At 44.7% G+C, this 22,438-nt stretch carries 23 protein-coding genes; all 23 read right to left on the bottom strand.

The annotated features are described in order from the left end of the window. Positions 1-35: 35 nt before the first annotated feature. The 23 genes from uvrA to WC676_06165 all read right to left on the bottom strand — a co-directional run bounded on the left by uvrA (position 36) and on the right by WC676_06165 (position 22,422). Complete coding sequence (uvrA, locus tag WC676_06275) at positions 36-2,855, bottom strand: excinuclease ABC subunit UvrA (GenBank protein MFA5060218.1); 2,820 nt, start codon at positions 2,853-2,855, stop codon at positions 36-38. 120 nt (positions 2,856-2,975) lie between these two features. Beyond that, positions 2,976-3,221, bottom strand: a complete 246-nt coding sequence (locus tag WC676_06270; protein MFA5060217.1) for a hypothetical protein — start codon at positions 3,219-3,221, stop codon at positions 2,976-2,978. Positions 3,222-3,248: 27 nt separating this feature from the next. Next, a complete protein-coding gene (locus WC676_06265; GenBank protein ID MFA5060216.1) occupies positions 3,249-4,073 on the bottom strand; it encodes an aspartate dehydrogenase in 825 nt (274 codons plus the stop codon). Beyond that, positions 4,070-4,921: a pantoate--beta-alanine ligase gene (panC, locus tag WC676_06260; protein ID MFA5060215.1), complete on the bottom strand. Its 852-nt coding sequence runs from the start codon at positions 4,919-4,921 to the stop codon at positions 4,070-4,072. Before panC ends, WC676_06265 begins: the two co-directional genes overlap by 4 nt. Beyond that, positions 4,918-5,343: a 2-amino-4-hydroxy-6-hydroxymethyldihydropteridine diphosphokinase gene (gene folK / locus WC676_06255; GenBank protein ID MFA5060214.1), complete on the bottom strand. Its 426-nt coding sequence runs from the start codon at positions 5,341-5,343 to the stop codon at positions 4,918-4,920. Before folK ends, panC begins: the two co-directional genes overlap by 4 nt. Before the next feature lie 147 nt (positions 5,344-5,490). Continuing rightward, positions 5,491-6,642 (bottom strand): LL-diaminopimelate aminotransferase, encoded by a 1,152-nt coding sequence (locus WC676_06250; GenBank protein ID MFA5060213.1) that lies wholly within the window; start codon positions 6,640-6,642, stop codon positions 5,491-5,493. 360 nt (positions 6,643-7,002) lie between these two features. Next, entirely contained in the window at positions 7,003-7,824 is an 822-nt protein-coding gene (locus tag WC676_06245; GenBank protein ID MFA5060212.1) for a prohibitin family protein, read from the bottom strand. Between the two features lie 80 nt (positions 7,825-7,904). Further along, entirely contained in the window at positions 7,905-8,096 is a 192-nt protein-coding gene (locus WC676_06240) for a CPXCG motif-containing cysteine-rich protein (protein ID MFA5060211.1), read from the bottom strand. Between the two features lie 175 nt (positions 8,097-8,271). Next, a complete protein-coding gene (dapB, locus tag WC676_06235; protein ID MFA5060210.1) occupies positions 8,272-8,991 on the bottom strand; it encodes a 4-hydroxy-tetrahydrodipicolinate reductase in 720 nt (239 codons plus the stop codon). A gap of 17 nt (positions 8,992-9,008) precedes the next feature. Next, the gene (gene dapA / locus WC676_06230) at positions 9,009-9,887 is read right to left on the bottom strand and encodes a 4-hydroxy-tetrahydrodipicolinate synthase (GenBank protein ID MFA5060209.1); all 879 of its coding nucleotides are present in this window, start codon (positions 9,885-9,887) and stop codon (positions 9,009-9,011) included. After that, on the bottom strand, positions 9,880-10,698 hold the full coding sequence (gene dapF / locus WC676_06225; GenBank protein MFA5060208.1) for a diaminopimelate epimerase: 819 nt from the start codon (positions 10,696-10,698) through the stop codon (positions 9,880-9,882). The genes dapA and dapF overlap by 8 nt, the downstream gene beginning before the upstream one ends. Then, positions 10,695-11,951 (bottom strand): diaminopimelate decarboxylase, encoded by a 1,257-nt coding sequence (gene lysA / locus WC676_06220; protein ID MFA5060207.1) that lies wholly within the window; start codon positions 11,949-11,951, stop codon positions 10,695-10,697. Before lysA ends, dapF begins: the two co-directional genes overlap by 4 nt. Positions 11,952-11,953: 2 nt before the next feature. Then, on the bottom strand, positions 11,954-13,312 hold the full coding sequence (gene argH, locus WC676_06215; GenBank protein ID MFA5060206.1) for an argininosuccinate lyase: 1,359 nt from the start codon (positions 13,310-13,312) through the stop codon (positions 11,954-11,956). 17 nt (positions 13,313-13,329) lie between these two features. Further along, positions 13,330-14,493, bottom strand: coding sequence for an argininosuccinate synthase (locus WC676_06210; protein ID MFA5060205.1), 1,164 nt, complete (start codon positions 14,491-14,493; stop codon positions 13,330-13,332). Further along, positions 14,490-15,413 carry an ornithine carbamoyltransferase gene (gene argF / locus WC676_06205; GenBank protein MFA5060204.1) on the bottom strand — a complete coding sequence of 308 codons (924 nt, stop codon included), beginning with the start codon at positions 15,411-15,413 and terminating at the stop codon, positions 14,490-14,492. The genes WC676_06210 and argF overlap by 4 nt, the downstream gene beginning before the upstream one ends. After that, the gene (locus tag WC676_06200; GenBank protein MFA5060203.1) at positions 15,414-16,595 is read right to left on the bottom strand and encodes an aspartate aminotransferase family protein; all 1,182 of its coding nucleotides are present in this window, start codon (positions 16,593-16,595) and stop codon (positions 15,414-15,416) included. Further along, on the bottom strand, positions 16,592-17,446 hold the full coding sequence (gene argB / locus WC676_06195) for an acetylglutamate kinase (protein MFA5060202.1): 855 nt from the start codon (positions 17,444-17,446) through the stop codon (positions 16,592-16,594). Before argB ends, WC676_06200 begins: the two co-directional genes overlap by 4 nt. Further along, positions 17,430-18,569, bottom strand: a complete 1,140-nt coding sequence (argJ, locus tag WC676_06190) for a bifunctional glutamate N-acetyltransferase/amino-acid acetyltransferase ArgJ (GenBank protein MFA5060201.1) — start codon at positions 18,567-18,569, stop codon at positions 17,430-17,432. The genes argB and argJ overlap by 17 nt, the downstream gene beginning before the upstream one ends. Continuing rightward, positions 18,566-19,585: an N-acetyl-gamma-glutamyl-phosphate reductase gene (argC, locus tag WC676_06185; GenBank protein ID MFA5060200.1), complete on the bottom strand. Its 1,020-nt coding sequence runs from the start codon at positions 19,583-19,585 to the stop codon at positions 18,566-18,568. Before argC ends, argJ begins: the two co-directional genes overlap by 4 nt. A gap of 145 nt (positions 19,586-19,730) precedes the next feature. Next, positions 19,731-20,126, bottom strand: a complete 396-nt coding sequence (gene rpsI, locus WC676_06180; protein ID MFA5060199.1) for a 30S ribosomal protein S9 — start codon at positions 20,124-20,126, stop codon at positions 19,731-19,733. 3 nt (positions 20,127-20,129) lie between these two features. Next, positions 20,130-20,567, bottom strand: coding sequence for a 50S ribosomal protein L13 (gene rplM, locus WC676_06175; protein ID MFA5060198.1), 438 nt, complete (start codon positions 20,565-20,567; stop codon positions 20,130-20,132). A gap of 61 nt (positions 20,568-20,628) precedes the next feature. Then, a complete protein-coding gene (gene truA, locus WC676_06170) occupies positions 20,629-21,384 on the bottom strand; it encodes a tRNA pseudouridine(38-40) synthase TruA (protein ID MFA5060197.1) in 756 nt (251 codons plus the stop codon). Between the two features lie 21 nt (positions 21,385-21,405). Further along, positions 21,406-22,422: an aspartate-semialdehyde dehydrogenase gene (locus WC676_06165; GenBank protein MFA5060196.1), complete on the bottom strand. Its 1,017-nt coding sequence runs from the start codon at positions 22,420-22,422 to the stop codon at positions 21,406-21,408. Between the last annotated feature and the right edge of the window lie 16 nt (positions 22,423-22,438).

Here is a 22,438-nt window from a genome sequence, read left to right as displayed (position 1 = left end):
AACAGGTTTGGCGGTTTTTGCAATTTAAGGGGTGGTTAGTTTCCCGCGGGTTTTTGCTGATGGCTGGCGCGTAAAAAATCTTTCAGGTATTGTCCGGTGTAAGACGATGGGCATTTGATCAATTCTTCCGGTGAGCCGGCAAAAACAATTTCGCCGCCCTTATCTCCCCCGTCCGGGCCTAGGTCAAGGATGTAATCGGCGGTTTTAATGACTTCCAAATTATGTTCAATGACGATCACCGTATTGCCGCGGTCAACCAAGCGTTGTAAAACGCCCAGCAATTTATCCACATCGGCAAAATGCAATCCCGTAGTCGGCTCGTCTAAGATATAAAGTGTTTTTCCGGTGGCGAATTTGCATAGTTCGCTGGCAAGTTTAACGCGCTGGGCTTCTCCGCCGGAAAGCGTGGTGGCGGCTTGTCCGAGCTTGATATAGCCTAAGCCGACGTCGCATAATGTCTGCAAAGTATTTTTCACCCGCGGAATATTTTCGAAAAGCTGTAAGCCCTCGCTTACTGATAAAGACAATACATCGGCGATATTTTTTCCTTTAAAGCGTACTTCCAAAGTTTGCTCGGTAAAACGAAGCCCTTTACATATTTCGCACGGAACATAAACGTCGGGCAGAAAATGCATTTCGATCTTTCTTATTCCATCGCCGCCGCAAGCTTCGCATCGTCCGCCTTTGACGTTAAAGCTGAACCGTCCAGGTTTGTAGCCGCGCATTTTTGATTCGGGAAGCTGGGAAAAAAGGTCGCGGACATGGCCAAAAACTCCCGTGTAAGTTGCCGGATTAGAGCGCGGTGTACGTCCGATGGGAGATTGATCGACGACGATCACTTTATCAATGTGATGAATGCCTTCGATCTTTTTATGCGCGCCGGCTTTTTCGCGCGAATGATTGATTTGCGCGGCAAGCGCTGTATATAAAACATCGTTAATGAGGGTTGATTTTCCCGAGCCGGACACGCCGGTAATGCAAATAAAAGTTCCTAAAGGAAAAGCGGCGTCAATATTTTTTAGATTATGTTCGCTGGCGCCCAGCACTTTTATAAAATTTGTTTTTTGGATCTCTCGGCGTTTTTCCGGAAAAGGAATTTTAAGCTCGCCGCGCAAATATTGTCCGGTGGGAGAATTCTTGGATTTTAAAAGCCCCGGAACATCGCCCGCGTAAATGATCTCGCCGCCGTGTTCGCCGGCGCCGGGCCCAAGGTCGATGACATAATCCGCCGCGCGAATAGTGGCTTCATCGTGCTCAACCACGATAAGACTGTTTCCAATATCGCGCAGTGCTTGCAAAGTATGAAGAAGCATATCATTATCTTTTTGATGAAGCCCGATGGACGGTTCGTCCAAAATGTAGATAACGCCGACTAAACCGGAACCGACTTGAGTGGCGAGGCGAATGCGCTCGGCTTCCCCACCGGACAATGTGGCGCTTTTACGATCCAGCGTTAAATATTCCAAGCCGACATTGATACAAAAATCGAGCCGGCGCAAAATTTCTTTAAGGATCTGCTCGGAAATGATCTTTTTGTCTTTTGAGAGATTGAGCGTTGAGAAAAATTGTTTGGCTTCCTTAATAGATAGCGCGGTGGCTTCGGTAATATTTTTATCAGCGATCTTGATCGCCAGCGATTCTTTCTTGAGTCGATTTCCCTTGCATTCCGGGCATGGCAAAACGGACATAAAACCGGAAATCTCATCCTTGAGCCAATCATTATCGGTTTCATTGAAAAGCCGTTCCAAATAAGCAACGACACCTTCAAACTGTCTGCCCCAGACGACATCGCCGGAACCGTACAAAATGACGTTACGTTGGCGTTTATTTAACTTTTGATACGGTAATTCTAAATTGATGCGGTAAAGATGAGCGATCTCGCGTAAAACCGCGCGGTAATACATCATAAAACCGCGTCCGCCTTTTTTCCAGGGAGCGATGGCGTTGATCCACGGCTTAGACGGATCTGGGATCATTAATTCGGGGTCAATTTCCATCTTGGTGCCCAGCCCGTTACATTTGGGGCAAGCGCCGTAAGGAGAATTAAAAGAAAAAATACGCGGCTCAATTTCTAAAAGATTAATACCGCAATCAATGCAGGCGTATTTTTCGCTGAAAATTTTATCGGGAATTTTGGAGGAGAAGCTGATGATGGCGATGCCGTTGCCCATTTTAAGCGCGGTTTCAATCGATTCGGTCAGACGCTTTTTGATATTGGGTTTGATCGTCAATCGGTCGATGACTACGTCAATGTTATGGACTTTGAATTTATCGAGCTTGATCTTATCGTTGATATCGTAAATTTTTCCGTCAACCCGAAGCCGGGCAAATCCGGCTTTGGAGATTTGGGCTTGGATGTTGCGGTATTCACCTTTTCTTCCCTGAATAAGCGGAGAAAGGATATTGATCTCGGTTCCTTCTTTGAAATTCAGGATCTGCTCGGTGATCTCTTGGGATGTTTGGCGTTCGATTTTTCTTCCGCAATTGTAACAAAAAGGCGTTCCCACCCGGGCAAATAAAAGGCGCAGATAATCATAAATTTCGGTTTGGGTGGCTACCGTTGAACGCGGATTGCGGCTGGTGGTTTTTTGTTCGATGGAAATAGTGGGCGATAAACCTTCGATGTATTCCACATCGGGCTTTTGCAGCTGTTCCAAAAACTGACGGGCGTACGCGGATAAACTTTCCACATAGCGGCGCTGGCCTTCGGCGTAAATGGTATCAAAGGCTAAAGAAGATTTTCCCGAGCCGCTAAGCCCGGTGACAACCACAAATTGATTGCGCGGGATCTTGAGATCAAGATTTTTAAGGTTGTGTTCCTTGGCGCCGCGGATAATGATATGTTCGCTGCTCATGACTTTAACTTTAAATTAATTTGGACTGGAAGGAATGTTGAGAAGAAATGCTTAAGCGATGAGGGCAGCTTCTGTTCTTCTTTTAAGGAGAACAGAAGCTGCCCAAACCTCTTATTTCAATTAACGTTTTTTCGACTTCTTTTTGCCGCCACGGACCATCTGGGCGCTTGACACATCACCTTGCTTGTCTAAGAAGTAGAGGTATCCTTTTTCTTTCTTGATACCAACCTTCGCGACTTTTTTAGGTGACCCGCCTTTTTTGTTACCGCGAGCCATCTTTGCGCAAGATACGTCTCCTTGCTTGTCAATGAAGTAAAGATAACCTTTTTCTCTTTTTACTCCAACCTTTGCGATTTTCTTTGCCATCTCTGATTCACCCCCTCTCGTGTTTTATTAAGTTCCGATTTTTACTGTGTTAAAAAATTGCTTTAATGTTTGAATAGCGGACAACACCGCCAAATAACTTGTCTTCGGATTATCGGGACACACCACATTATCGGTGCGCGACACCATTCGCCCAAAATCACCAATCACTTCTATTTCGTGTGAATTCAATTTAAATTCCGGTGATGTCAAAATACGCACGCGCACTTTTTCTTTGCAATTGCTGGCGATCGCGAGTGTGGCCGCCACATTGATGTTTTTTGGAAACCAGTGAACAGCGTCGTCAACGTGCCCGTCAAAGAGAACAGTTTCGCAGGCAATCGCGTTTAAATCAATATTTTTTTTAATTATATATGCGGAGTTGGCAAACCCGACGGGAGGCTTACGGGTGGTTAAAACAACGGAAGAAATATTGCGTAGGCTTGCCGCCTTGATAGCGTCGAGACCAGCAATCGCGCCCGACGGTAAAAGAAGCGCGCATTTATTTTTTCGCGCTAAGGCGAATAGTTTATCGGCGTAAAGAAGCTTTCCAACGCTCATGGCCAGTACGTGTTTTTTGGCACGCAGAACATCCGAAACGATTTTTTGTGTTTCGGTGGAGGTTACGGCTTCCACAACCAAGTCACAAGATCTGATAAGGTCGGATAAATTTTTCTTGATGAGATTTTTAGCGGAGAATTTCGCGGATAACTTTTTCGATTTCTCGGTATCGATGTCAAACAAAGCGCTTAAAGCGCAGTCGGATTTTAATTCTTGGCTAATGCTTTTGGCGATGCGCGAACCAATAGCGCCGCAGCCAACAATACCTACTCTTAACTTCTTTGTTTTTTTCATTCAGTCACACTAACCGTAATGTTGTCGATAAGCCGGGCTGTGCCAAACCATACCGCAACGGCGATCAAAATATCCCCCTTAATGTCATCTAAGGGTAAAAGCGTTTGAGCGTCCACGCATTCAATATAATCAATTTTTTCGGCGCCTTCGCTTGAGATCAAGACGCGCATTTCTTCAATCACTGTTTCCGGGTTGCGCTCGCCGTCTTCAATAATGGTCTTGGCGTGCTGCAAAGAACGGTAAAGGATCGTTGCCTTGGCGTGATGTTCGGGCGCTAAATAACTATTGCGCGAACTCATCGCTAAACCACTTTTCTCGCGGACGGTCGGCAGGATCTTTACACGCACATCGGTGTTTAGATCTTTGAGCATCCTTTGGATAATGAGCGCCTGTTGCGCATCCTTTTGCCCTAAATAAAGCGTGTCCGGCGCAACAATGTTGACTAATTTCATCACCACTGTGGAAACGCCCCTAAAATGCCCCGGGCGGAATTTTCCGCATAACTTATCAGAGAGCCCGTCCACTTGCACGAAGGTCCGGTATCCGTCGGGATAGATCTCGTCGACCGACGGATAAAAGATTATATCAACTTTTTCGTCTTTTGCAAATTTTTCGTCTCTTTTTAAATCGCGCGGATATTTGGTGAAATCCTCCGTCGGAGAAAACTGCACGGGATTGACAAAAATACTTAAAACACTTAAATCATTTTCTTTACGGCATCGGCGAAGAAGCGAACAATGCCCGTGATGCAGATAGCCCATGGTGGGGACAAAGCCGATAGTTTTATTTTTTCTCTTGGCGTCAAGGACTATACTGTGCATTTGTTTTATGCTTTTAACGATCTTCACGATAAAAGTTCCTTTACGAGTTTTGGAGCGATCTCTTTTAATGGTTTTAAGACGAATTCCCTTTTGAGCATGCGCGGATGAGGAATTGTCAGCTTTGGCGTTTTGATCCATTTGTTTTCATAGATCAAAATATCAATGTCGATCAAGCGCGGGCCGTAGCGGAGTCCTTTTTTTCGGCCGAGCTTTTTTTCGATGGATTTAAGTGTTCGAAGAAGTTTTCCCGGTGTAAGTTCAGTTGTACCCTTTGCCGCGGCGTTTAAATAATCATTTTGGCCCTTGGGGCCGCCCACCGGCTTGGTTTCAATGACGTGCGAAACCTTTTGGATACGAATGGCGCTTTGGCGCATCCGCGCCAAAGCGCCAAGAATATTTTTCTTCCGATCGCCTAAATTGGAACCAAGTCCGAAGTAAACAATAGCCAACACTGATCCTTTACAGATAAACATCAATGATGAATGCCAAATTTCTAATTCTAAATAAATGTCAAATTTCCAATTTCTAATGTATTTTATTTGACATTAGTCATTGGTAATTTATTTGCCATTTGACATTGGGAATTAGTCATTTCACTAAATGACTTTCTTCAACCTCTCCACTGCCAACGTCAGCCGCTCTTTAGGAACGGTGATCGTCATGCGGATAAACCCTTCGCCGTGTTCGCCGAAACCAACACCCGGTGTCGCCACAATATCGGCTTGGTCTAAAAATGCTTTAGCGGTTTCCATAGAACCGGTAAATTTCTTCGGCAGTTTCGCCCAAACATAAAACGCGGCCTTGGGCGGTGCGATTTTCCATCCGATAGAACGAAGCCCGTTGATAAATAGGTCGCGGCGTTCCTGATACATGCGCCGCAGGTCATCTAAATCATGCGGATCGCTTTTTAAAGCGGCGATGCCGGCGACTTGTATGGCCTGGAAAATCCCCGAATCCACATTGGCTTTAACTTTGGCTAAAGCGGCGATGAGTTTCGGATTTCCGCAGGCCCAGCCCAAACGCCAGCCGGTCATATTAAAGGTTTTGGAAAGCGAATGAAATTCAATCGCGATATCCTTTGCACCCTCGATTTCCAAAATACTCACCGGTTTTTCATTGTCATAATAAATTTCCGAATATGCCAAATCTGATGCGATGATAATTCCCTTTTCTTTGCAGATTTTTACCAATTCGGTTAAATATTCCCGCGGCGCGGTGGCGGATGTTGGGTTATTCGGGTAATTGATATAAAGCAATTTTGCGTCTTTGATTCTCTCCAAATCCGGCAGGAAATTATTTTTGGCTTTTAAAGGTAAAGTAACGACTTTTCCACCGGCAAACCAAGTTGCGGAACGATAAACCGGATAACACGGATCGGGAACTAAAACTTTATCTTTAGGATTGATGATAGCCAAAGGAAGATGCGCGATTCCCTCTTTAGAGCCGATCAAAGGATAAATTTCACCATCAGGATTTAAGGAAACATTGAAATGATTTTGACAAAAGGCGGATATTTCTTTGCGCAAAGCCGGCAATCCCGCGTCAAAAGCATAATGATGATTACCGCCATCTTGCGCGGCCGTTTTAAGCGCTTCAATAATATGCGGCGGTGTCGGCATATCCGGATCTCCCACGCCCAGATCAATAATATCTCTTCCCGCCGCTTTCGCTTCGCGCTTAGCCTTGTCTATCTCAACGAATAAATACGGAGGAAGCATTTTTAATCGTTCCGATTGTTCAATCTCCATGCTTATAAAGCTCCTTTATTTTGTATTGTTGATCTTAATAGGCATTTCGCTGCTAGCCGATCTTAAATTGTGCGGAACAAATGAAAGGATAAGAAATAAGAAGCAAATCATTGTCCCAGCGATGACTCCAATGGAAAACTTTCTTTGCTTTTTCCAGGAAAAAATTGCGAGTAAAAGCGAAGGCAAAGATACGAGAATGCATAAGGGCAAACGCTCGATTGGTTGCGGAATAGATCGTACCACGAAAAATTGAAGCGGTACAAGATACAAAATGAATCCTGCAAGAATTCCCCAAATGCTCATCGCATTTCCCCTCTCGTTTTATATGTACGTGTTCCCGGGATTAAGAATTTTCTACTTTTATTTGCCGCCCGCGTCTAAAGCTCCTCTTAGCGAGTTGGTTCGTCCCGCTTCCATAATGGGCAGGTTTGCTTCCGTCGGCACGTAAATAATTTGTTTGTCGCTGGTTTGCAAACCCTCTATCCAAAGATAACGCAAATAATTATCGCTGATGCTTCCGGCGATAATTTGATTACTCTCGGCGACACCTTTGGCCTTAGCGACGGCGATCTCCGCGTCCATCTTGGCTTTTTGCAGTTCAAATTGTTTTTGCTGGGCTTCCTGCTCTGTTTTTAATTTCTGCTGAATACTATCAGAGAAAACCGAAGGTAATCGCACGTCACGCAACAAAACATCCTGAACGTTAATTCCGCGCGGTTCGAGTTTCTCTTTAAGAAAGTTGAGCATTCCTTTGCCTATTTTATTTCTTCCGTCATCACTAAAAAGAGCTTTAACCTCGTAGCCGCTCACTATATTGCGGATAGATTCACGGACGTAAGGCTCGATGACCGTTGCCACATAATGCCGGCCGATGGTCTTTCTGACTTTTACGATATTCTCTTTGGGGACGTTGTACAGGACCGAGATGTCGAGTTGCGAGATCAATCCTTCCGAGGAAGGGACATTGGCGGTTTCTTGTAATTCCAGAGTTTTGATATCCCATCTTTCGATCCATGAAAACATTGGAATAAAAAAATGCCACCCTGTTCCTAAGGGCTCATCGGCGATCTTTCCAAAGTCGGCTTTTATGCCGCCCTGTCCGTCTTCGATGCCGACAAAACTACAACCGTTTGAAAACAATATAATAACGCCCGCCAGTATCATCCATGAAAATCTTTTCATCTGTTCTCCTTTATTGTTGGAACTTACCTTTTCGTGAAAATCAAATAGCCCAATTGCGGCTCATTTAAATTGTCTTTTCGCTACTCATTTTCCGCGCGGGCGGTGATCTCTGCCTCTTCGCCGATCATTTTTATGGAAACAACGATTGGCCGGCAGCAAATTTCACAATCGGTGATCAATTCGTACTCTTTTCCCTGTCCCGGTTCCAGTGTTATCGTATTACAACTGCCGCAATAAGGGCAGAAAAATTCTTTTTCGTTTAAGACATCCATTCTTTGATGTTAATTTCTAATTGCGTATTGGAAATTGGGAATTTGCTTGACATTGGGCATTTGATATTGGGAATTTGGTAATTACTTTAACCCTAAAACATCTTGCTCCGACATTACGCCGTTGGCGTAAGTCGGAGTCCCGGCTACCATTATGAATAGAAAACGTCGGGACATGTTACTTCAGCCCCAATACGTCTTGCATACTAAACAATCCGGTTTTCTTTTTGGCGATGAACTTGGCGGCGACAAGAGCTCCTTGAACAAGGATATCTCGCGTTTTAGCGTGATGGCCGATGGTGATGATGTCCACATCGCTTTCAAAGGTGACGTCGTGATTGCCGATGATCTCTCCTTCGCGGATGGATTGAATATCTTCAACCGGGTATTTGCTGGCCCGTTCTATTGCCTGCGCGATGGTTTTGGCGGTGCCGGATGGTGCGTCTTTTTTATGGACATGATGGGCTTCGACAATTTTGACTTTGTATTTTCCGGCGGTTCTGGCGGCCAATTCTCCGACTAGCTTAAAAAGCAAATTAACACCGACCGACATATTGGAGGAAAAAACGATGGGGATCTTTTTAGAAGCGAGCTTTATTTTTTTGATCTGATCGGCGGATAAACCTGTCGTGCCGATGATCATTTTTGTTTCGGTTTTGACACATTCGTCTAAATGCATCATGGTCGCTTCAGGCGAAGTAAATTCGATGAGGACGTCGCTTCCCTTGATGGCGGCGGTATTGGAGGTTATTTTAACACCGCCTAAGGGCGTATTGAGCTTTGGATGATTGGGGATCTCTAAAGCGGCCAAAATCTTGAATTCTGAATCTTGCTGGGCTAATTCGGCTATTCGCGCGCCCATCCTTCCGCAACAACCACTAATGGCGAGTTTGATCATAAGCAGTTCCTCTCTTCTTACTTTAGCAATCCGTATTCTTTTAAGGCTATTTTAAGTTTCGCTAAATTTTCATCTGACATTTCACAAAGCGGCAGGCGTAAACTCCCTTCGCAAAGGCCCATAAGCCCCATGGCGGTTTTAACCGGAATAGGATTGGTTTCCAGAAACATCGCTTTGACTAAAGGCAGTAATTTATAGTGGATCTCTTGCGCCTTTTTCAAGTTTCCTTCGTTGAAGGCGCTGATCAGCGCGGAAACATCCGCCGGAACAATGTTAGCTACAACCGAAATAACACCCATCCCGCCTAAGCTTAAAAGCGGAAGTGTTAAGGCGTCATCTCCGGAAAGTAAGATAAATTTCGGCCCGCAAAGTTTGCGCACGGCGGCCATTTGCTCCAAAGAACCTGAGGCTTCTTTGACACCGACAATATTTTTACAATCCGCGGCAAGTTTTGCCATGGTGACAGGTTCGATGTTAACTCCGGTGCGGCCCATAATATTGTAAAGGATGATAGGAAGCTTGGTATTCTTGGCGATCTCATTAAAATGCAAATAAAGCCCTTTTTGTGTCGGCTTATTATAATAAGGCGAAACGATCAAAGCGGCATCGGCGCCGGATTTCTCGGCGTGTTGTGTTAAAACGATGGCCTCAGACGTGGAGTTAGAACCGGTTCCGGCAATGACAGGAACACGTTTATTGACGGCTTTGATGGTGACTTCGATGACGTGTTCGTGCTCTTCGGTAGAAAGTGTCGGGGATTCTCCGGTTGTTCCGCACGGGACAATGCCATTGGTGCCGTTTTTAAGCTGAAACTCCACCAGCTCTTTGATTTTTTTCTCATCCACGCGGCCGTTTGAAAACGGTGTGGCGAGCGCAACGATCGAGCCCTTAATCATCGTAATAAACTCCTTCCGATACAAAATCGGTTTTTCCTTTTAGCCAAACATTCTGGACTTTTCCGTTAATGAGTTCGACGGTGACAAGAAGAGTTTCTCCGCCTTTTGTTAAAACTTTAACGATTTGTTTTGCGTTTTGCGCATTCGGATTTGCTTTTAAAAATGCGATAGCGGCGGATGCGACACTTCCGGTCCCGCAGGCTAAGGTTTCACCTTCCACGCCGCGTTCAAAGGTACGCACGTTAATAAAGTTTTTCCCGACCTGCTCCACAAAATTGACATTGGCGCCACGGGGCGCGAACTTTTTATGCCAACGAATTTGCGGCGCGATTCTTTCCACGTCAATTTTTTCTAAAGAATCGACAAAGACGACCGCGTGCGGCACGCCGGTGTCGATAAAGTTGACTTTTAAAGCGCGCCCAAAAATGTTGAGCGTGATGTTGGAAGCGTAATTTTTGGGCGCGCTTAAATGCGCCTGCGCGACACCGTTTTTAGCTTCGCAGTAAATAATTCCGGCTAAGGTTTCAATGCCGAATATTTTCTTTTTTGGATTTTTATTTCGGACGATATAGCTCGCCAAACAGCGTACGCCGTTGCCGCACATCTCGGCCTCGCTGCCATCAGAATTGAAAATGCGCATACGGTAATCGGTTTTTTTAGATTTTCCTAAAACCAAAATCCCGTCCGCGCCTATTCCGAATTTACGATGGCACATCTTTTGTGCCAGCGCGCGCAAATTCCCTTTCGCGTGTTCAATGACCGCGAAATCATTTCCGGCACCCTGCATTTTCGTGAAAGCTATTTTTTTCATTTTAAAAACCCCGGGATCACTTCTCCACGAATGAGATCCTTGAATGTTTCTCTTTTACGAACAACAGCAAATTTATTTCCATCCACCAGAACTTCGGCGCTGCGTGGACGCGCGTTATAATTACTCGACATAGCAAATCCATAAGCTCCGGCGCTCATCACCGCCAAAAGAGCATCTTTTTTAACGGTGGGAAGTTTTCGGTCTTTGGCAAAAAAGTCCCCGCTTTCGCAAACCGGGCCAACCACATCAAAGGTTTGCGGCTTCGCGTTTGTTTTCTTAATAGGAACAATTTCATGATACGCGTGATACAAAGACGGACGAATAAGGTCGTTCATCCCACCATCAACGATCATGAATTTCTTAAAGCCATTATCTTTGATATATAAAACCCGGGTGACAAAAATCCCGGCATTGCCGACAATAAACCGGCCGGGCTCCATAATGACTTTAAGCCCTGTTTTTTGCAAAAGCGGCAACACCGCATTAGCAAATTCCTGCGCGGTTTGCGGTTTTTCGTCTCTGTAAATAATGCCTAGGCCTCCGCCGATATCCAAATATTCCAAAACGATCCCGTCATTGCGCAAGGTTTGGATAAATTCCAAAACTTTTTTGATGGCGGTGATAAAAGGCGCTGATGTCGTTATCTGTGAACCGATATGGACATGAAGCCCGTTGATCTTTATGTTGGAATATTTTCCGCGCGATTTAAAGATCTGGCGCGCCGAGCGCAGATCAATTCCAAACTTATTTTTTAGCGTTCCCGTGGTGACAAAGTGGTGCGTGGCTGCTTCGACATCCGGATTGATGCGAAGCGCTACTTGCGTTACTTTCTTTAATCTTTTCGCGATACGGTTTATTTCATCGAGTTCCGGAACGGATTCGACATTAAAAAATAAAATTCCGGTACGAATGGCCAAGGTAATTTCAGCTTCCGTTTTACCTACGGATGCAAAAACGACTTTTTGTGGGTTCGCGCCAAGCTTTAACGCTTTTTGAAGTTCCCCACCGGAAACGATATCTAAACCAGCGCCTTCGTTAAGAAGTGTCTTAACGACCGATAAATTGTCGTTCGATTTCATGGCAAAACAAATGGTTGGCGCGACCGGCGCGAACGCCTTTTTGATTTTAGTGAAATGATCGACTAGCGTTTTGCGGCTGTAAATATAAAGCGGCGTTCCAGCTTTTTGGGCGATCGTGGAAACTTTCACTTTTTCGCAGTAAAGCTCGTTGTTTTTAAATAAAAAATCGTGCATGGTTACTTTCGTTTAATGGATTTCTTTGATTCGACCGATACCTTTGGGTCGAACAATTTAACAATTTCTTTTTTGATGAATTTTCCGGAAAACTTCTTTAGTAGTTCTTCGGGCATATCCTTGATCCGGATATCATTATCAAGTGAATATTTTATCAGTTTTCCGACAAGTGTGTGTGCTTCTTTAAAGGCGATTCGTTTGTCCACCAAATAGTAAACTAAGTCGGTGGCATAAAGCGATTCGTCTTTTAATTGCGCTTCGATCTTTCCTTTGTTGAATTTTAAGGTGGCAATTAGTCCGGTTAAGATCTTAAGCTCATCGGACGCGATCTCGATGGAATTAAACAAAGGCTCTTTATCGAGCTGCATATCCCGATTATACGTAAGCGGCAGCCCCTTCATCGTCGTCAAAACACTGACCAAATTGCCGTACAGCCGCCCCGCATAGCCGCGAATAAGTTCCAGCGCGTCGGGATTTTTCTTTTGCGGCATCAGAGAGCTTCCGGTGCAGAAACTTTCGTCAATTTCCACAAAATCAAATTCTGCCGATGACCAAATGATCAGATCTTCCGAAAGCCGTGAAAGATGCATGCCTAGAATCGAAAGCGCGCTTAAGATCTCGATCACAAAATCCCGATCGCTTACGGCATCGACCGAATTAACCGTCGATTCAACCTTAAAGATATCGGTCAGGTTCTTTTTTTGCGTCTTAAGATGTTCAGAAACCCCTTCATTATAAAGCGCCGCGTCAATAGGCGTTCCGGCTAAAGCGCCGGCGCCGAGGGTGATCTTGATATTTCCCAATATCTGCCCGAGGCGCACATGGTCACGCTTAAGCATTTCCACAAAGGCTAGAAAATAATCCTTAAGATAAATAGGCTGCGCGTGCTGCATATGCGTGAGTCCTGGAATAATGATGTCGGTTCCGCCGGCTATCTTTTCGAAACTGCCGATCAATGCGTTGATATTATCCTGGATCTCGGAAATATTCGCCTTGCAGTAAAGCTTGGTAGCGAAAACCACTTGATCGTTTCGCGAACGCGCGGTATGAAGTTTTAGCGCCAGATCGCCTATCTTTTTTTCCAGCATATTTTGAATTTGCGTGTGAATATCTTCGCAGGCAATATCGAGTTTGAACTTGCCCTTTTCAATGCTTTCAAAGATTTCTCCCAGCGCGGCCTGGAGCTCCAAGGTTTCCTCAGCTGTTAGGTATCCGTTTTTCTTTAAGATCTGAATATGGATAAGCGAGCCGATAATATCGGCTTGCGCGATCTTAAAATCATACTGAATAGATTTGGTGAATTCCTCTACCAGCGGATTGATCTTCTTGGTAAATCGTCCACCCCAAAGTTTTTTAGGCATGTCTTTTCCTTTTGATGTTAATAAGGTAACCCAAAAATTTTAATAAACCCTTCGGCGAGCTTTTGATCAAAAACATCTTTCTCGCCGTAGGTGGCTAATTCTTCCTTGTAAAGCGAATGCGGTGATTTTCGTCCCGCCACGATACAATTTCCTTTGTAAAGCTTCAGGCGCACGGTACCGCTGACTTTACTTTGAGTTTTTTCAATGTATGCGTCGAGCTGGCCCTTTAGAGGCGTTTCCCAAAGCCCGTAATAAATTAATTCCGCGTATTTGTGCGCTACGATCTCTTTTTGATGAAGCGTCTCTCGGTCTAAGACCAGCGCCTCTAACTCTTTGTGAGCAAAATGCAAGATCGTTGCGGCGGGCGCTTCGTAAATTTCCCGCGATTTTATTCCCACCAATCGATTTTCAACCATATCTACCCGGCCGATACCGTTTTTCGCGCCAAGATCGTTTAGTTTTGAAATCATGGAAACGGAATTATGCGCTTTACCGTTGAGCTTAACCGGAATTCCCTTTTCAAAATCAATTTCAATATAGGTCGGCTTATTTGGCGCTTTTAAAGGGCTTTTTGTGATCTGGTACGCGTCTTCCGGCGGTTCTATCCAAGGATTTTCTAAAATTCCGCATTCGATAGAAATACCGTAAATATTTTTATCGATGGAGTACACTTTTTTCTTGGTGACATCAACGGGAATTTTATTTTCTTTGGCATAGTCAATTTCGTCTTCCCGTGTTTTAAATTCCCAAATACGAACGGGCGCTATGATCTCGAGCTTTGGATTTAAGATCCGCGCGGTCACTTCAAAGCGCACTTGATCGTTTCCCTTACCGGTACAGCCGTGAGCGATTGCCGAGGCATTTTCCTTTTTAGCAATTTCCACTTGGTATTTGGCGATCAAAGGCCGCGACAAAGCGGTGGCTAAAAGATATTTCCCTTCATAAACTGCTCCGGCTTTAAGGGCGGCAAAAACATATTCTTCCACAAATTCTTTTGTAAGGTCCAAAACATATACCTTGGATGCTCCGGTCGCCAGAGCGCGTTTTTTGATTTGGGAAAAATTCTCGCCTTGGCCGACATCGGCGATAAAGGCAATGACGTCGTAACCTTTTTTATTGAGCCAAGTGATGGCGCAAGAGGTATCTAATCCGCCTGAATATGCTAAAACAACTTTTTTCATTTTGTGCCCCCTAATAGAAACATCAAAACTGCTTTTTGTACATGCATTCGGTTTTCCGCTTGATCAAAAATAATGGAATGTTTTCCGTCAATAATGTCGTCCGTAACTTCTTGCCCTCGATGCGCCGGCAAGCAATGCATAAAAATATAATTTTTCTTGGCTTTGCCCGCAAGCTTGGCGTCAATTTGAAATCCGTCAAAATCTTTGAGGCGTTTTTTGCTTTCTGCTTCCTGGCCCATGCTTACCCAAGTATCGGCGTAAATGACATCCGCGTCTTTGACTGTCTTTTGCGGGTCATTGCTGACTTCGATCGCGGAGCCGTTTTTATCGGAAAAACGTTTTGCGCTTTTAACGTAAGCGGCATTCGGCTCATATCCTTTGGGCGATGCGATGGAAATATTCATTCCCATCAAAGCACAGCCGAAGATAAGCGAATTGCACACATTATTGCCGTCGCCGACGTAAGCGAGCGTTAATCCTTTAACGTCCCCGAATTTTTCTTCAATAGAAAAGATATCAGCCAGGGCTTGGCACGGATGCGCTAGATCTGAAAGCCCGTTAATAACCGGAACCGAAGCGAACTTTGCTAAGTCAATCACATCTTGGTGCGAAAATGTCCGCGCGACGATCCCGCCGACATAGCGCGACAGTGTTTTCGCCACATCGGATGTTGATTCGCGTTTTCCTAAATTGATCTCTTCCGGGCCGAGATAAACACAGTTTCCGCCTAATTGCCAAACACCGACTTCAAAAGAAACGCGCGTTCGGTTAGAAGGTTTTTGAAAAACCATGGCAATCGTTTTTCCTTTAAGAAATCCGGAAAATTTTTCTTTATTTTGCTTAACATCTTTTGATAAAGAAAAAATTTGCTTTAATTCTTCCGTCGATAGGTCTTGTACGGCTATTAAATCACGTTTCATCTAACCTGCAACCTTTCTGATAGCTTTTTCCAAAATAAAAAATGCTTTATCGATCTGTTTTTTTGTGACATTTAAAGCCGGCATAAGCCGTAAAACATTTCCCTGCGTGCAATTGATAATGAGTCCTTGCGCGAAACATTCTTCGAAGATCGCTTTTCCTTCGATCGTTAGTTCAATGCCCATCATAAGCCCTAAGCCGCGTACTTCTTTGACGCAGGAACATTTTTTCTTTAAAGCGTTTGCCTTTGCGAAAAAATACGGGCTCATTTTTCGCGTATTGATGAGCATTTTATCTTTACTGATGGCGGCAAAAGCGCCGAGTGCGGCTTTGCAAACCAAAGGGCTTCCGCCAAATGTTGACGCGTGCATGCCGGGTTTAAAAATATCCGCGATTTCTTTCTTGACGACCATAACGCCGATAGGAAGTCCGCCGCCCAGCGATTTGGCTAATATCATCACATCCGGCACGACACCAAACGCTTTAAATCCGAACATTTCCCCTAATCGTCCCATACCGGTTTGAACTTCATCGAAAATAAGAAGCAATTTCTTTTCATCGCACAATTGCCGAAGCTCTTTTAAGAATTCCGGCTTGGCGACGTTGATGCCGCCCTCGCCTTGAACAAGTTCTAACATAATAGCGGCGGTTTTATCGGTGATGGCTGACTTAATAGCTTCTATATCATTGAACGCAACTGTTTTAAACCCTTCCGGTAAAGGCGCGAACGGCGCGTTATATTTTTTTTGTCCCGTCGCGGTAACAGCGGCGAGCGTTCGGCCATGAAAAGAATTCTCGAAAGTGATGACTTCATAACGGCCTTGTCCGAAAACCCGGGCAAACTTGATAGCGCCTTCGCAAGCCTCGGCGCCGCTATTGCCAAAAAAGACTTTTGACGGAAAAGACCATCGCACAATTTCTTTGGCTAATTTTGCCTGCTGGGGATGATAAAAATTATTCGGAAGATGAATGAGTGTTCCGATCTGATCGCGCACGGCGCTCATCACCTTCGGATGACAATGCCCGACATTGCTCACACCCCATCCGGGAAAGAAATCCAGATATTTCTTTCCGTCCATATCAATTAAAGTCATTCCCTTGCCCTTAACGAAAACACCTGCTGTTCGCGTATAAGTGGAAAGGATGAAATTGTTATAGTTGTCGAAAACTTCTTGTTTTTTCATTCTTTGATAATTTGTGTGCCGACGCCTCGGTCGGTAAAGATTTCCAGTAAAAGCGCGTGATGCAATCGCGCGTCAATAATGTGCGCTTTGGTAACTCCACCCAGTAAGACTTCAACGCATGAATCAACCTTAGGGATCATGCCGCCTTGAATGATCTTATTTTTCTTGAGCGTCTCAACGTCCTTGATCGTTACCGATGAGATCAAAGAGTCTTTGTCTTCGTGGCGCGCCAAAACACCGGGAACATTGGTTAATAAAACCAGCTTTTCGGCCTTCATGGATGTTGCGATGGCGCCGGCGACTTCATCGGCATTCACATTGTGCGTTTGTTTGTCGACGCCAATTCCCATCGGAGACATAACGACAATTTGCCCTTTTTTCAAGTTCGTTTCAATGGCTTCCTGGTCAACGGAGGTAATGGTCCCCACGAAACCTAGGTCGCGAGAAGCTTTTTTCTTTTGAACGTGGACAATATTGTGATGGCCGCGTAAACCCACCACATCGCCGCGCAAAGTTTTAATTTCTTCCACGAGTTTTTTATTGAGCTTATCAAGCTCGTCGCAAACAATATCCAATGTTTCTTTATCGGTAACTCGAATGCCTTCGTGAAATTCCGCTTTTTTTCCGATCTCGGTCAAACGCGCGTTGATATTCTGTCCGCCGCCGTGCACCAAAATAACTCGGATCCCGACATAGCTTAAGAAAACAATATCCTCTAAGACATGTTTTCGGATGGTGGCATCTTCCAGGATGCTTCCGCCGTATTTAACTAGGAATATCTTCCGCCGAAAGGCATGGATATACGGAATAGCTTCAACCAGAACCCCGGCTTTTTTAATTATATCGTCCATTGATATTCACGTATTCCACAGATAGATCCGATGTGTAAACGGTTGCCTTCTCTTTTCCTAATCCGACATCGACATTGATGTGGATGTGCTTCTTTTTAAAAGAATCAAACCGGATCTTCAGTTGTTTTTCGGTAATGGGAAATCCTAATGATCCAACGGCAGCCGCAACCCGTCCCCAGTTCGGATTATTTCCGTAGGCGGCTGTTTTGACCAAATTTGAGTTGGCTATCGCGAAACATATCTTTTTTGCCTGTTCAACCGTTTTTGCGCCGCTTGTTGTGATCTCGATGAATTTTGTGATCCCCTCAGCATCCCAGACGATCTTTTTAGCCAGATCAACGCAAGCAAAAGTTAAGGCATCGCAAAAAGTTTTAAATTCTTTTCCCTGTTTTATGATCGGCTTATTGCCGGCTAAACCGTTAGCAAAAACAACAACCATGTCATTGGTGCTCATGCAGCCGTCAACGGTAATGTTGTTAAACGATTTATTGATGGCGCATTTAAGCGCGGCTTTTAACATGGGTGCGCTAATGGCCGCATCCGTTGTGATAAACCCTAGCATTGTGGCCATGTTGGGCGCGATCATTCCCGAACCTTTGCCCATGGCGCCGATCGAAACTTTTTTTCCGCTCAATTTAATTTGGACGGAAATTTCTTTGAGCGCGAGATCGGTCGTTAAAATGGCTTTGGCGGCTTTTCGTCCGCCGCTAGAATTTAAACCGGCGACCAGTCGTGGCGCGCCATGAACGATCTTTTGATATGGCAAAGGTTTTCCGATGATTCCCGTCGATGTCACCAAAACAAGTTTTGCGCTTATATTAAGGAGCTTGGCGATCAATTCTGTTGATTTTTGCGCGTAAAGAAGCCCGAAATCTCCGGTAAAGCAATTCGCATTACCGCTATTGGCGATAATGGCCTGGGCTTTGCCGGAGGCGATATTTTTCATTGTTACAATGAGTGGTGCGGCTTTTACAGAATTCTTAGTAAAAACTCCGGCGGCTATAGCAGGAACGTCGCTCGCAATAAGCGCAAGATCTGGCTTCCCAGATTTCTTAATTCCGGCCGAAATTCCGTTAGCGGTAAATCCTTGCGGAGTTGTGACGCCCCCCTTTATAATTTTCATAAGAGCCCTGCCGTTTCATCGAAACCGTACATGATATTCATATTTTGCACCGCTTGCCCCGACGCGCCTTTCATAAGATTGTCGGTAGCGCTGGTGATGATCGACAATTTTTTCGCTTCATCGACGACAATAGCAATGTCGCAATAATTTGTTGCGTTGACGAATTTTAGTTCCGGTTGCAAACCGGGAGTTAAAACCCGGACGAAAGGTTCCGTTTTGTAAAATTTCGTATAAAGGCCGTGAAGATTTTCTAACGCGCTTTTATTTTTAAATTGAACATAAATAGTTTCCAAAATTCCCCGGCTAACGGGCAAAAGATGCGCTGTAAACGTTAGGTTAATATCTTTTTTCGCCAACGAAGACAAGATTTGCTCAATCTCCGGTGTGTGCTGATGTGAAAGCACTTTATAAGCCTTGAAATTTTCATTCACTTCTGCGAATAGTAAGTTTGCCGCGGCTTTTCGTCCCGCGCCGGTGGTGCCTGATTTGGCGTCAATAATGACGGACGCGACTGATTTTGCTTTCATGGCCATGATCGGCGCTAAAGCTAAAATTGCCGTGGTCGGGTAACAGCCCGGATTTGCGATCAATTGAGCATTTTTAATATCTTCCCGGTAAAGCTCCGGAAGCCCGTAAACCGCGTGCGCCAGATTCTTTTTATCGGAATGAGCGACGTGATACCATTGTTCAAATATTTTTGTGTCGGTTAACCGGTAATCTGCGCTTAGATCAATAACCCGCTTTTTCTCGGCTAAAAGCTGGGGAGTTATCTTAAGTGAAGCCGTATGCGGGACCGCTAAAAATACGACATCGCACGATGCGGCCGCTTTTTTTGCATCAAATTCGCCGCAAACAAGGCTTGTTTTTCCCTTTAGATAGGGGAAAATATCTTCAATTTTTCCTTTGGTGGTCCCGGCGCTGACATAAGTGATACGTACCTGCGGATGTTTTAAGAGGATGTTTAAAAGCAGTTCGCCTGAATAACCACTAATCCCTACAATACCGACTCGGATCATTTTTATCCCTTTTATTTTCAATAAGTTTTGTTGAAATCGAATTTAAAAAACAATGTTTTATCTTAAAATAAAAAACCCATCTCGTCAACGTTTTTGTCGAGGAGATAGGTTTTTAAATTTCTTTATTTAATTGGCTGCTATAGGTTTACCGTTTAACCCACTGGAATTTTCTACGTGCACCTTTCTGCCCCGGCTTTTTACGTTCCTTCATTCTGGGGTCGCGGCTTAAGCAGTTCTCTTTTTTCAGGGCTTTTCGGTTTTCCTCATCGCAAACAGCTAAAGCCCGGGAAATAGCAAGCTTCATAGCGCCCGCTTGGCCGGTTATTCCTCCGCCAAAAACTTTGGCGATAATATCAAATTTAGCAATTGAGTTCGTACACCGCAAAGGCTCCATGAGCAATATTCGATCGGTTTCCCGCGTGAAATATTTTTCAATAGCAAATTCATTGACGACAATTTTTCCGCTGCCCGGGCTTAAATTCACTCGTGCGACGGCAGTTTTTCGCCGGCCTGTTGCTGAAAATTTTACAATTTCTACCATGGATTAGACCTCTAATGCAATTGGTTTCTGTGCCTTGTGTTCGTGCTGATCACCCGCGTAAACACGTAATTTCTTGATAACCCGGTATCCTAAGGGGCCGGTTGGGATCATCCGCTTGATAGCCAGCGTAATGGCTTGGGTCGGATGTTTCTTGAGCATTTCTTCTAAACGAACTTTTCTAACACCGCCTGGGTATCCGGTATAGCGCTTGTAGATTTTATCGGTCAACTTTTTGCCTGTAACACGGATTTTATCGGCATTGATGACAACGACCATATCTCCGCAGTCAACATTTGGCGTAAAAATGACTTTGTGTTTTCCGCGTAGAATTGCCGCGGCCTTTGTCGCGATGCGTCCTAGGATTTTGTCTTTGGCGTCGATGACATAACAAGCGCGTTTGATATCAATATCTTTTGCGATAAACGTTTTTATTTTTTGCATTTCCTCGTCCTTAATTTTATTCTGAAAAAGTTATTGAAGTATATCATTTTTGATTGAATTGTCAATAATTTACTTTTAATAAACATAATCCTTTTGCCGGAGCGGTGGCGGATGCGTAGTTGCGATTTTTTTCGGTAAGGATATTTTTAATGCTTTCCTGTGAAAGTTTTCCTCGTCCGATACTAAGGAGAGTTCCGACGATATTACGTACCATTTTATAGAGAAAGCCGTTGGCGGTGATATCGATATAAATAAAATCGTTCTTTTTTCTGATCCTCAACTGTTTGATCGTGCGCACGGTATTTTTTGTTTTAAGCGCGCGATTTTTAGCTGTGTCAGACGCCTGAAATGATTTAAAATCTTTTTCGCCAATGAGCGCTTTTGACGCTCTCCGCATGCGGGCCACATTAAGCGCGTATGGACAAAAATAAAAGAACTGACGCCCGACCGGTGAGCGCGTTTTTCTATTTAAAATCGTGTAGCGATAGGTCTTTGTTTTAGTGCTGTACCGTGCGTGGAAACCCTTGGGAACTTCACAGCATTCTAGAATAGAGATATCGTCTGGCAAATTGGCGTTAAGCGCTTGAAGAATGACTTCGGTCGTTCGCGGCGTATTGACGCGAAAATGAGCGACTTGCCCCTGCGCGTGAACTCCGCTATCCGTTCGTCCGGAACCGTGCAGCTTTACTTTTTTACCAAAAAGCTTTTTAAGAGCAAGCTCGATCTCGCCTTGAACTGTGCGCGTTGTTTTAGTTTGCGACTGCCAGCCGGAGAAATGCGTTCCGTCGTATTCAATGGTTAATTTAAACGCACGCATTTTAGGGAGCATCTAAATTAGCTATTTGATCAATTCTTCGGCGATTTGAACAGCGTTTAAGGCAGCGCCTTTACGCAGATTATCGGCGACAACCCACAGCCACAAACCGTTTTTAACGGATGGATCGCGGCGAATGCGGCCGACAAAAACCTCATCCTTGCCTTCGACATCTTTAGGCATCGGATAAAGATTCTTTTTAACATCATCCATGAGGATAACGCCGGGCGCTTTAGCGAGAAGAGTTTTAACTTGGCTAGGTGAAATTGGCTTTGCGGTTTCAATGTAAACAGATTCGCTATGTCCGGTTCTAACGGGAACACGAACGGTAGTGGCTGAAATTTTCATGTTGGGCGCGTGCATGATTTTGTGAGTTTCTTTGACGAGTTTCCACTCTTCATTGGTGAAGTCATCTTCCACAAAGCTTCCGATATGAGGGAACACATTGTAGGCTAATTGCTGTGCCATGGATTTATGACTGACGGTGAAATGAACATTTTCACATCCGGCTTTGGCAATTGCGGTTACTTCTTCTTTTAATTGTTCAACAGCGCTTTTTCCGCCGCCAGACGAGGCTTGAAGCGTTGTTAAAATAACCCGTTTAATGCCGACTTTTTTGTGAATAGGTTGCAAGGCAACGACCATTTGAATAGTTGAACAATTTGGATTGGCGATGATGCCTTTATTTTTCTTAACATCTTTGCCATTAACTTCCGGGACGACCAAAGGAACTTTGGGGTCCATGCGAAAGTCTGCCCCATTATCGATAACAACAGCGCCGCGCTTAACAGCTTCGGCGGCAAATGTGACGGCGGCGCCTTTTTCGCCTTCGGTTCCGGCGAAAAGCGCGATATCAATGCCATTAAATCCTTCCGGAGAAATAGCGGAAACGTTGTAGGACTGTCCGTCAACGTCAATGGTTCTGGCGGAGCGCGCTAAAACGCGTAATTCGCCAACAGGAAAATTGCGCTGTTTTAAACAACGAAGCATTTCAATGCCAACAACGCCAACACCGACAACGGCCACATTGTACTTTTTCATCAGAGCCCTCTTGTTT

Source organism: Candidatus Omnitrophota bacterium (assembly GCA_041649175.1).
Classification (GTDB): Bacteria; Omnitrophota; Gorgyraeia; order Zapsychrales; family JBAZNR01; genus JBAZNR01.
Note: the sequence above shows the minus strand (reverse complement) of the source record. Positions and strands in the feature narration are given on the sequence as shown.

Coding starts and splice junctions, on each gene's coding strand:
- uvrA (MFA5060218.1), bottom strand. CDS start 2,855: ATGAGCAGCGAACATATCATTATCCGCGGCGCCAAGGAACACAACCTT.
- WC676_06270 (MFA5060217.1), bottom strand. CDS start 3,221: ATGGCAAAGAAAATCGCAAAGGTTGGAGTAAAAAGAGAAAAAGGTTAT.
- WC676_06265 (MFA5060216.1), bottom strand. CDS start 4,073: ATGAAAAAAACAAAGAAGTTAAGAGTAGGTATTGTTGGCTGCGGCGCT.
- WC676_06250 (MFA5060213.1), bottom strand. CDS start 6,642: ATGGAGATTGAACAATCGGAACGATTAAAAATGCTTCCTCCGTATTTA.
- WC676_06245 (MFA5060212.1), bottom strand. CDS start 7,824: ATGAAAAGATTTTCATGGATGATACTGGCGGGCGTTATTATATTGTTT.
- WC676_06240 (MFA5060211.1), bottom strand. CDS start 8,096: ATGGATGTCTTAAACGAAAAAGAATTTTTCTGCCCTTATTGCGGCAGT.
- dapB (MFA5060210.1), bottom strand. CDS start 8,991: ATGATCAAACTCGCCATTAGTGGTTGTTGCGGAAGGATGGGCGCGCGA.
- dapA (MFA5060209.1), bottom strand. CDS start 9,887: ATGATTAAGGGCTCGATCGTTGCGCTCGCCACACCGTTTTCAAACGGC.
- dapF (MFA5060208.1), bottom strand. CDS start 10,698: ATGAAAAAAATAGCTTTCACGAAAATGCAGGGTGCCGGAAATGATTTC.
- lysA (MFA5060207.1), bottom strand. CDS start 11,951: ATGCACGATTTTTTATTTAAAAACAACGAGCTTTACTGCGAAAAAGTG.
- argH (MFA5060206.1), bottom strand. CDS start 13,312: ATGCCTAAAAAACTTTGGGGTGGACGATTTACCAAGAAGATCAATCCG.
- WC676_06210 (MFA5060205.1), bottom strand. CDS start 14,493: ATGAAAAAAGTTGTTTTAGCATATTCAGGCGGATTAGATACCTCTTGC.
- argF (MFA5060204.1), bottom strand. CDS start 15,413: ATGAAACGTGATTTAATAGCCGTACAAGACCTATCGACGGAAGAATTA.
- WC676_06200 (MFA5060203.1), bottom strand. CDS start 16,595: ATGAAAAAACAAGAAGTTTTCGACAACTATAACAATTTCATCCTTTCC.
- argB (MFA5060202.1), bottom strand. CDS start 17,446: ATGGACGATATAATTAAAAAAGCCGGGGTTCTGGTTGAAGCTATTCCG.
- argJ (MFA5060201.1), bottom strand. CDS start 18,569: ATGAAAATTATAAAGGGGGGCGTCACAACTCCGCAAGGATTTACCGCT.
- argC (MFA5060200.1), bottom strand. CDS start 19,585: ATGATCCGAGTCGGTATTGTAGGGATTAGTGGTTATTCAGGCGAACTG.
- rpsI (MFA5060199.1), bottom strand. CDS start 20,126: ATGGTAGAAATTGTAAAATTTTCAGCAACAGGCCGGCGAAAAACTGCC.
- rplM (MFA5060198.1), bottom strand. CDS start 20,567: ATGCAAAAAATAAAAACGTTTATCGCAAAAGATATTGATATCAAACGC.
- truA (MFA5060197.1), bottom strand. CDS start 21,384: ATGCGTGCGTTTAAATTAACCATTGAATACGACGGAACGCATTTCTCC.
- WC676_06165 (MFA5060196.1), bottom strand. CDS start 22,422: ATGAAAAAGTACAATGTGGCCGTTGTCGGTGTTGGCGTTGTTGGCATT.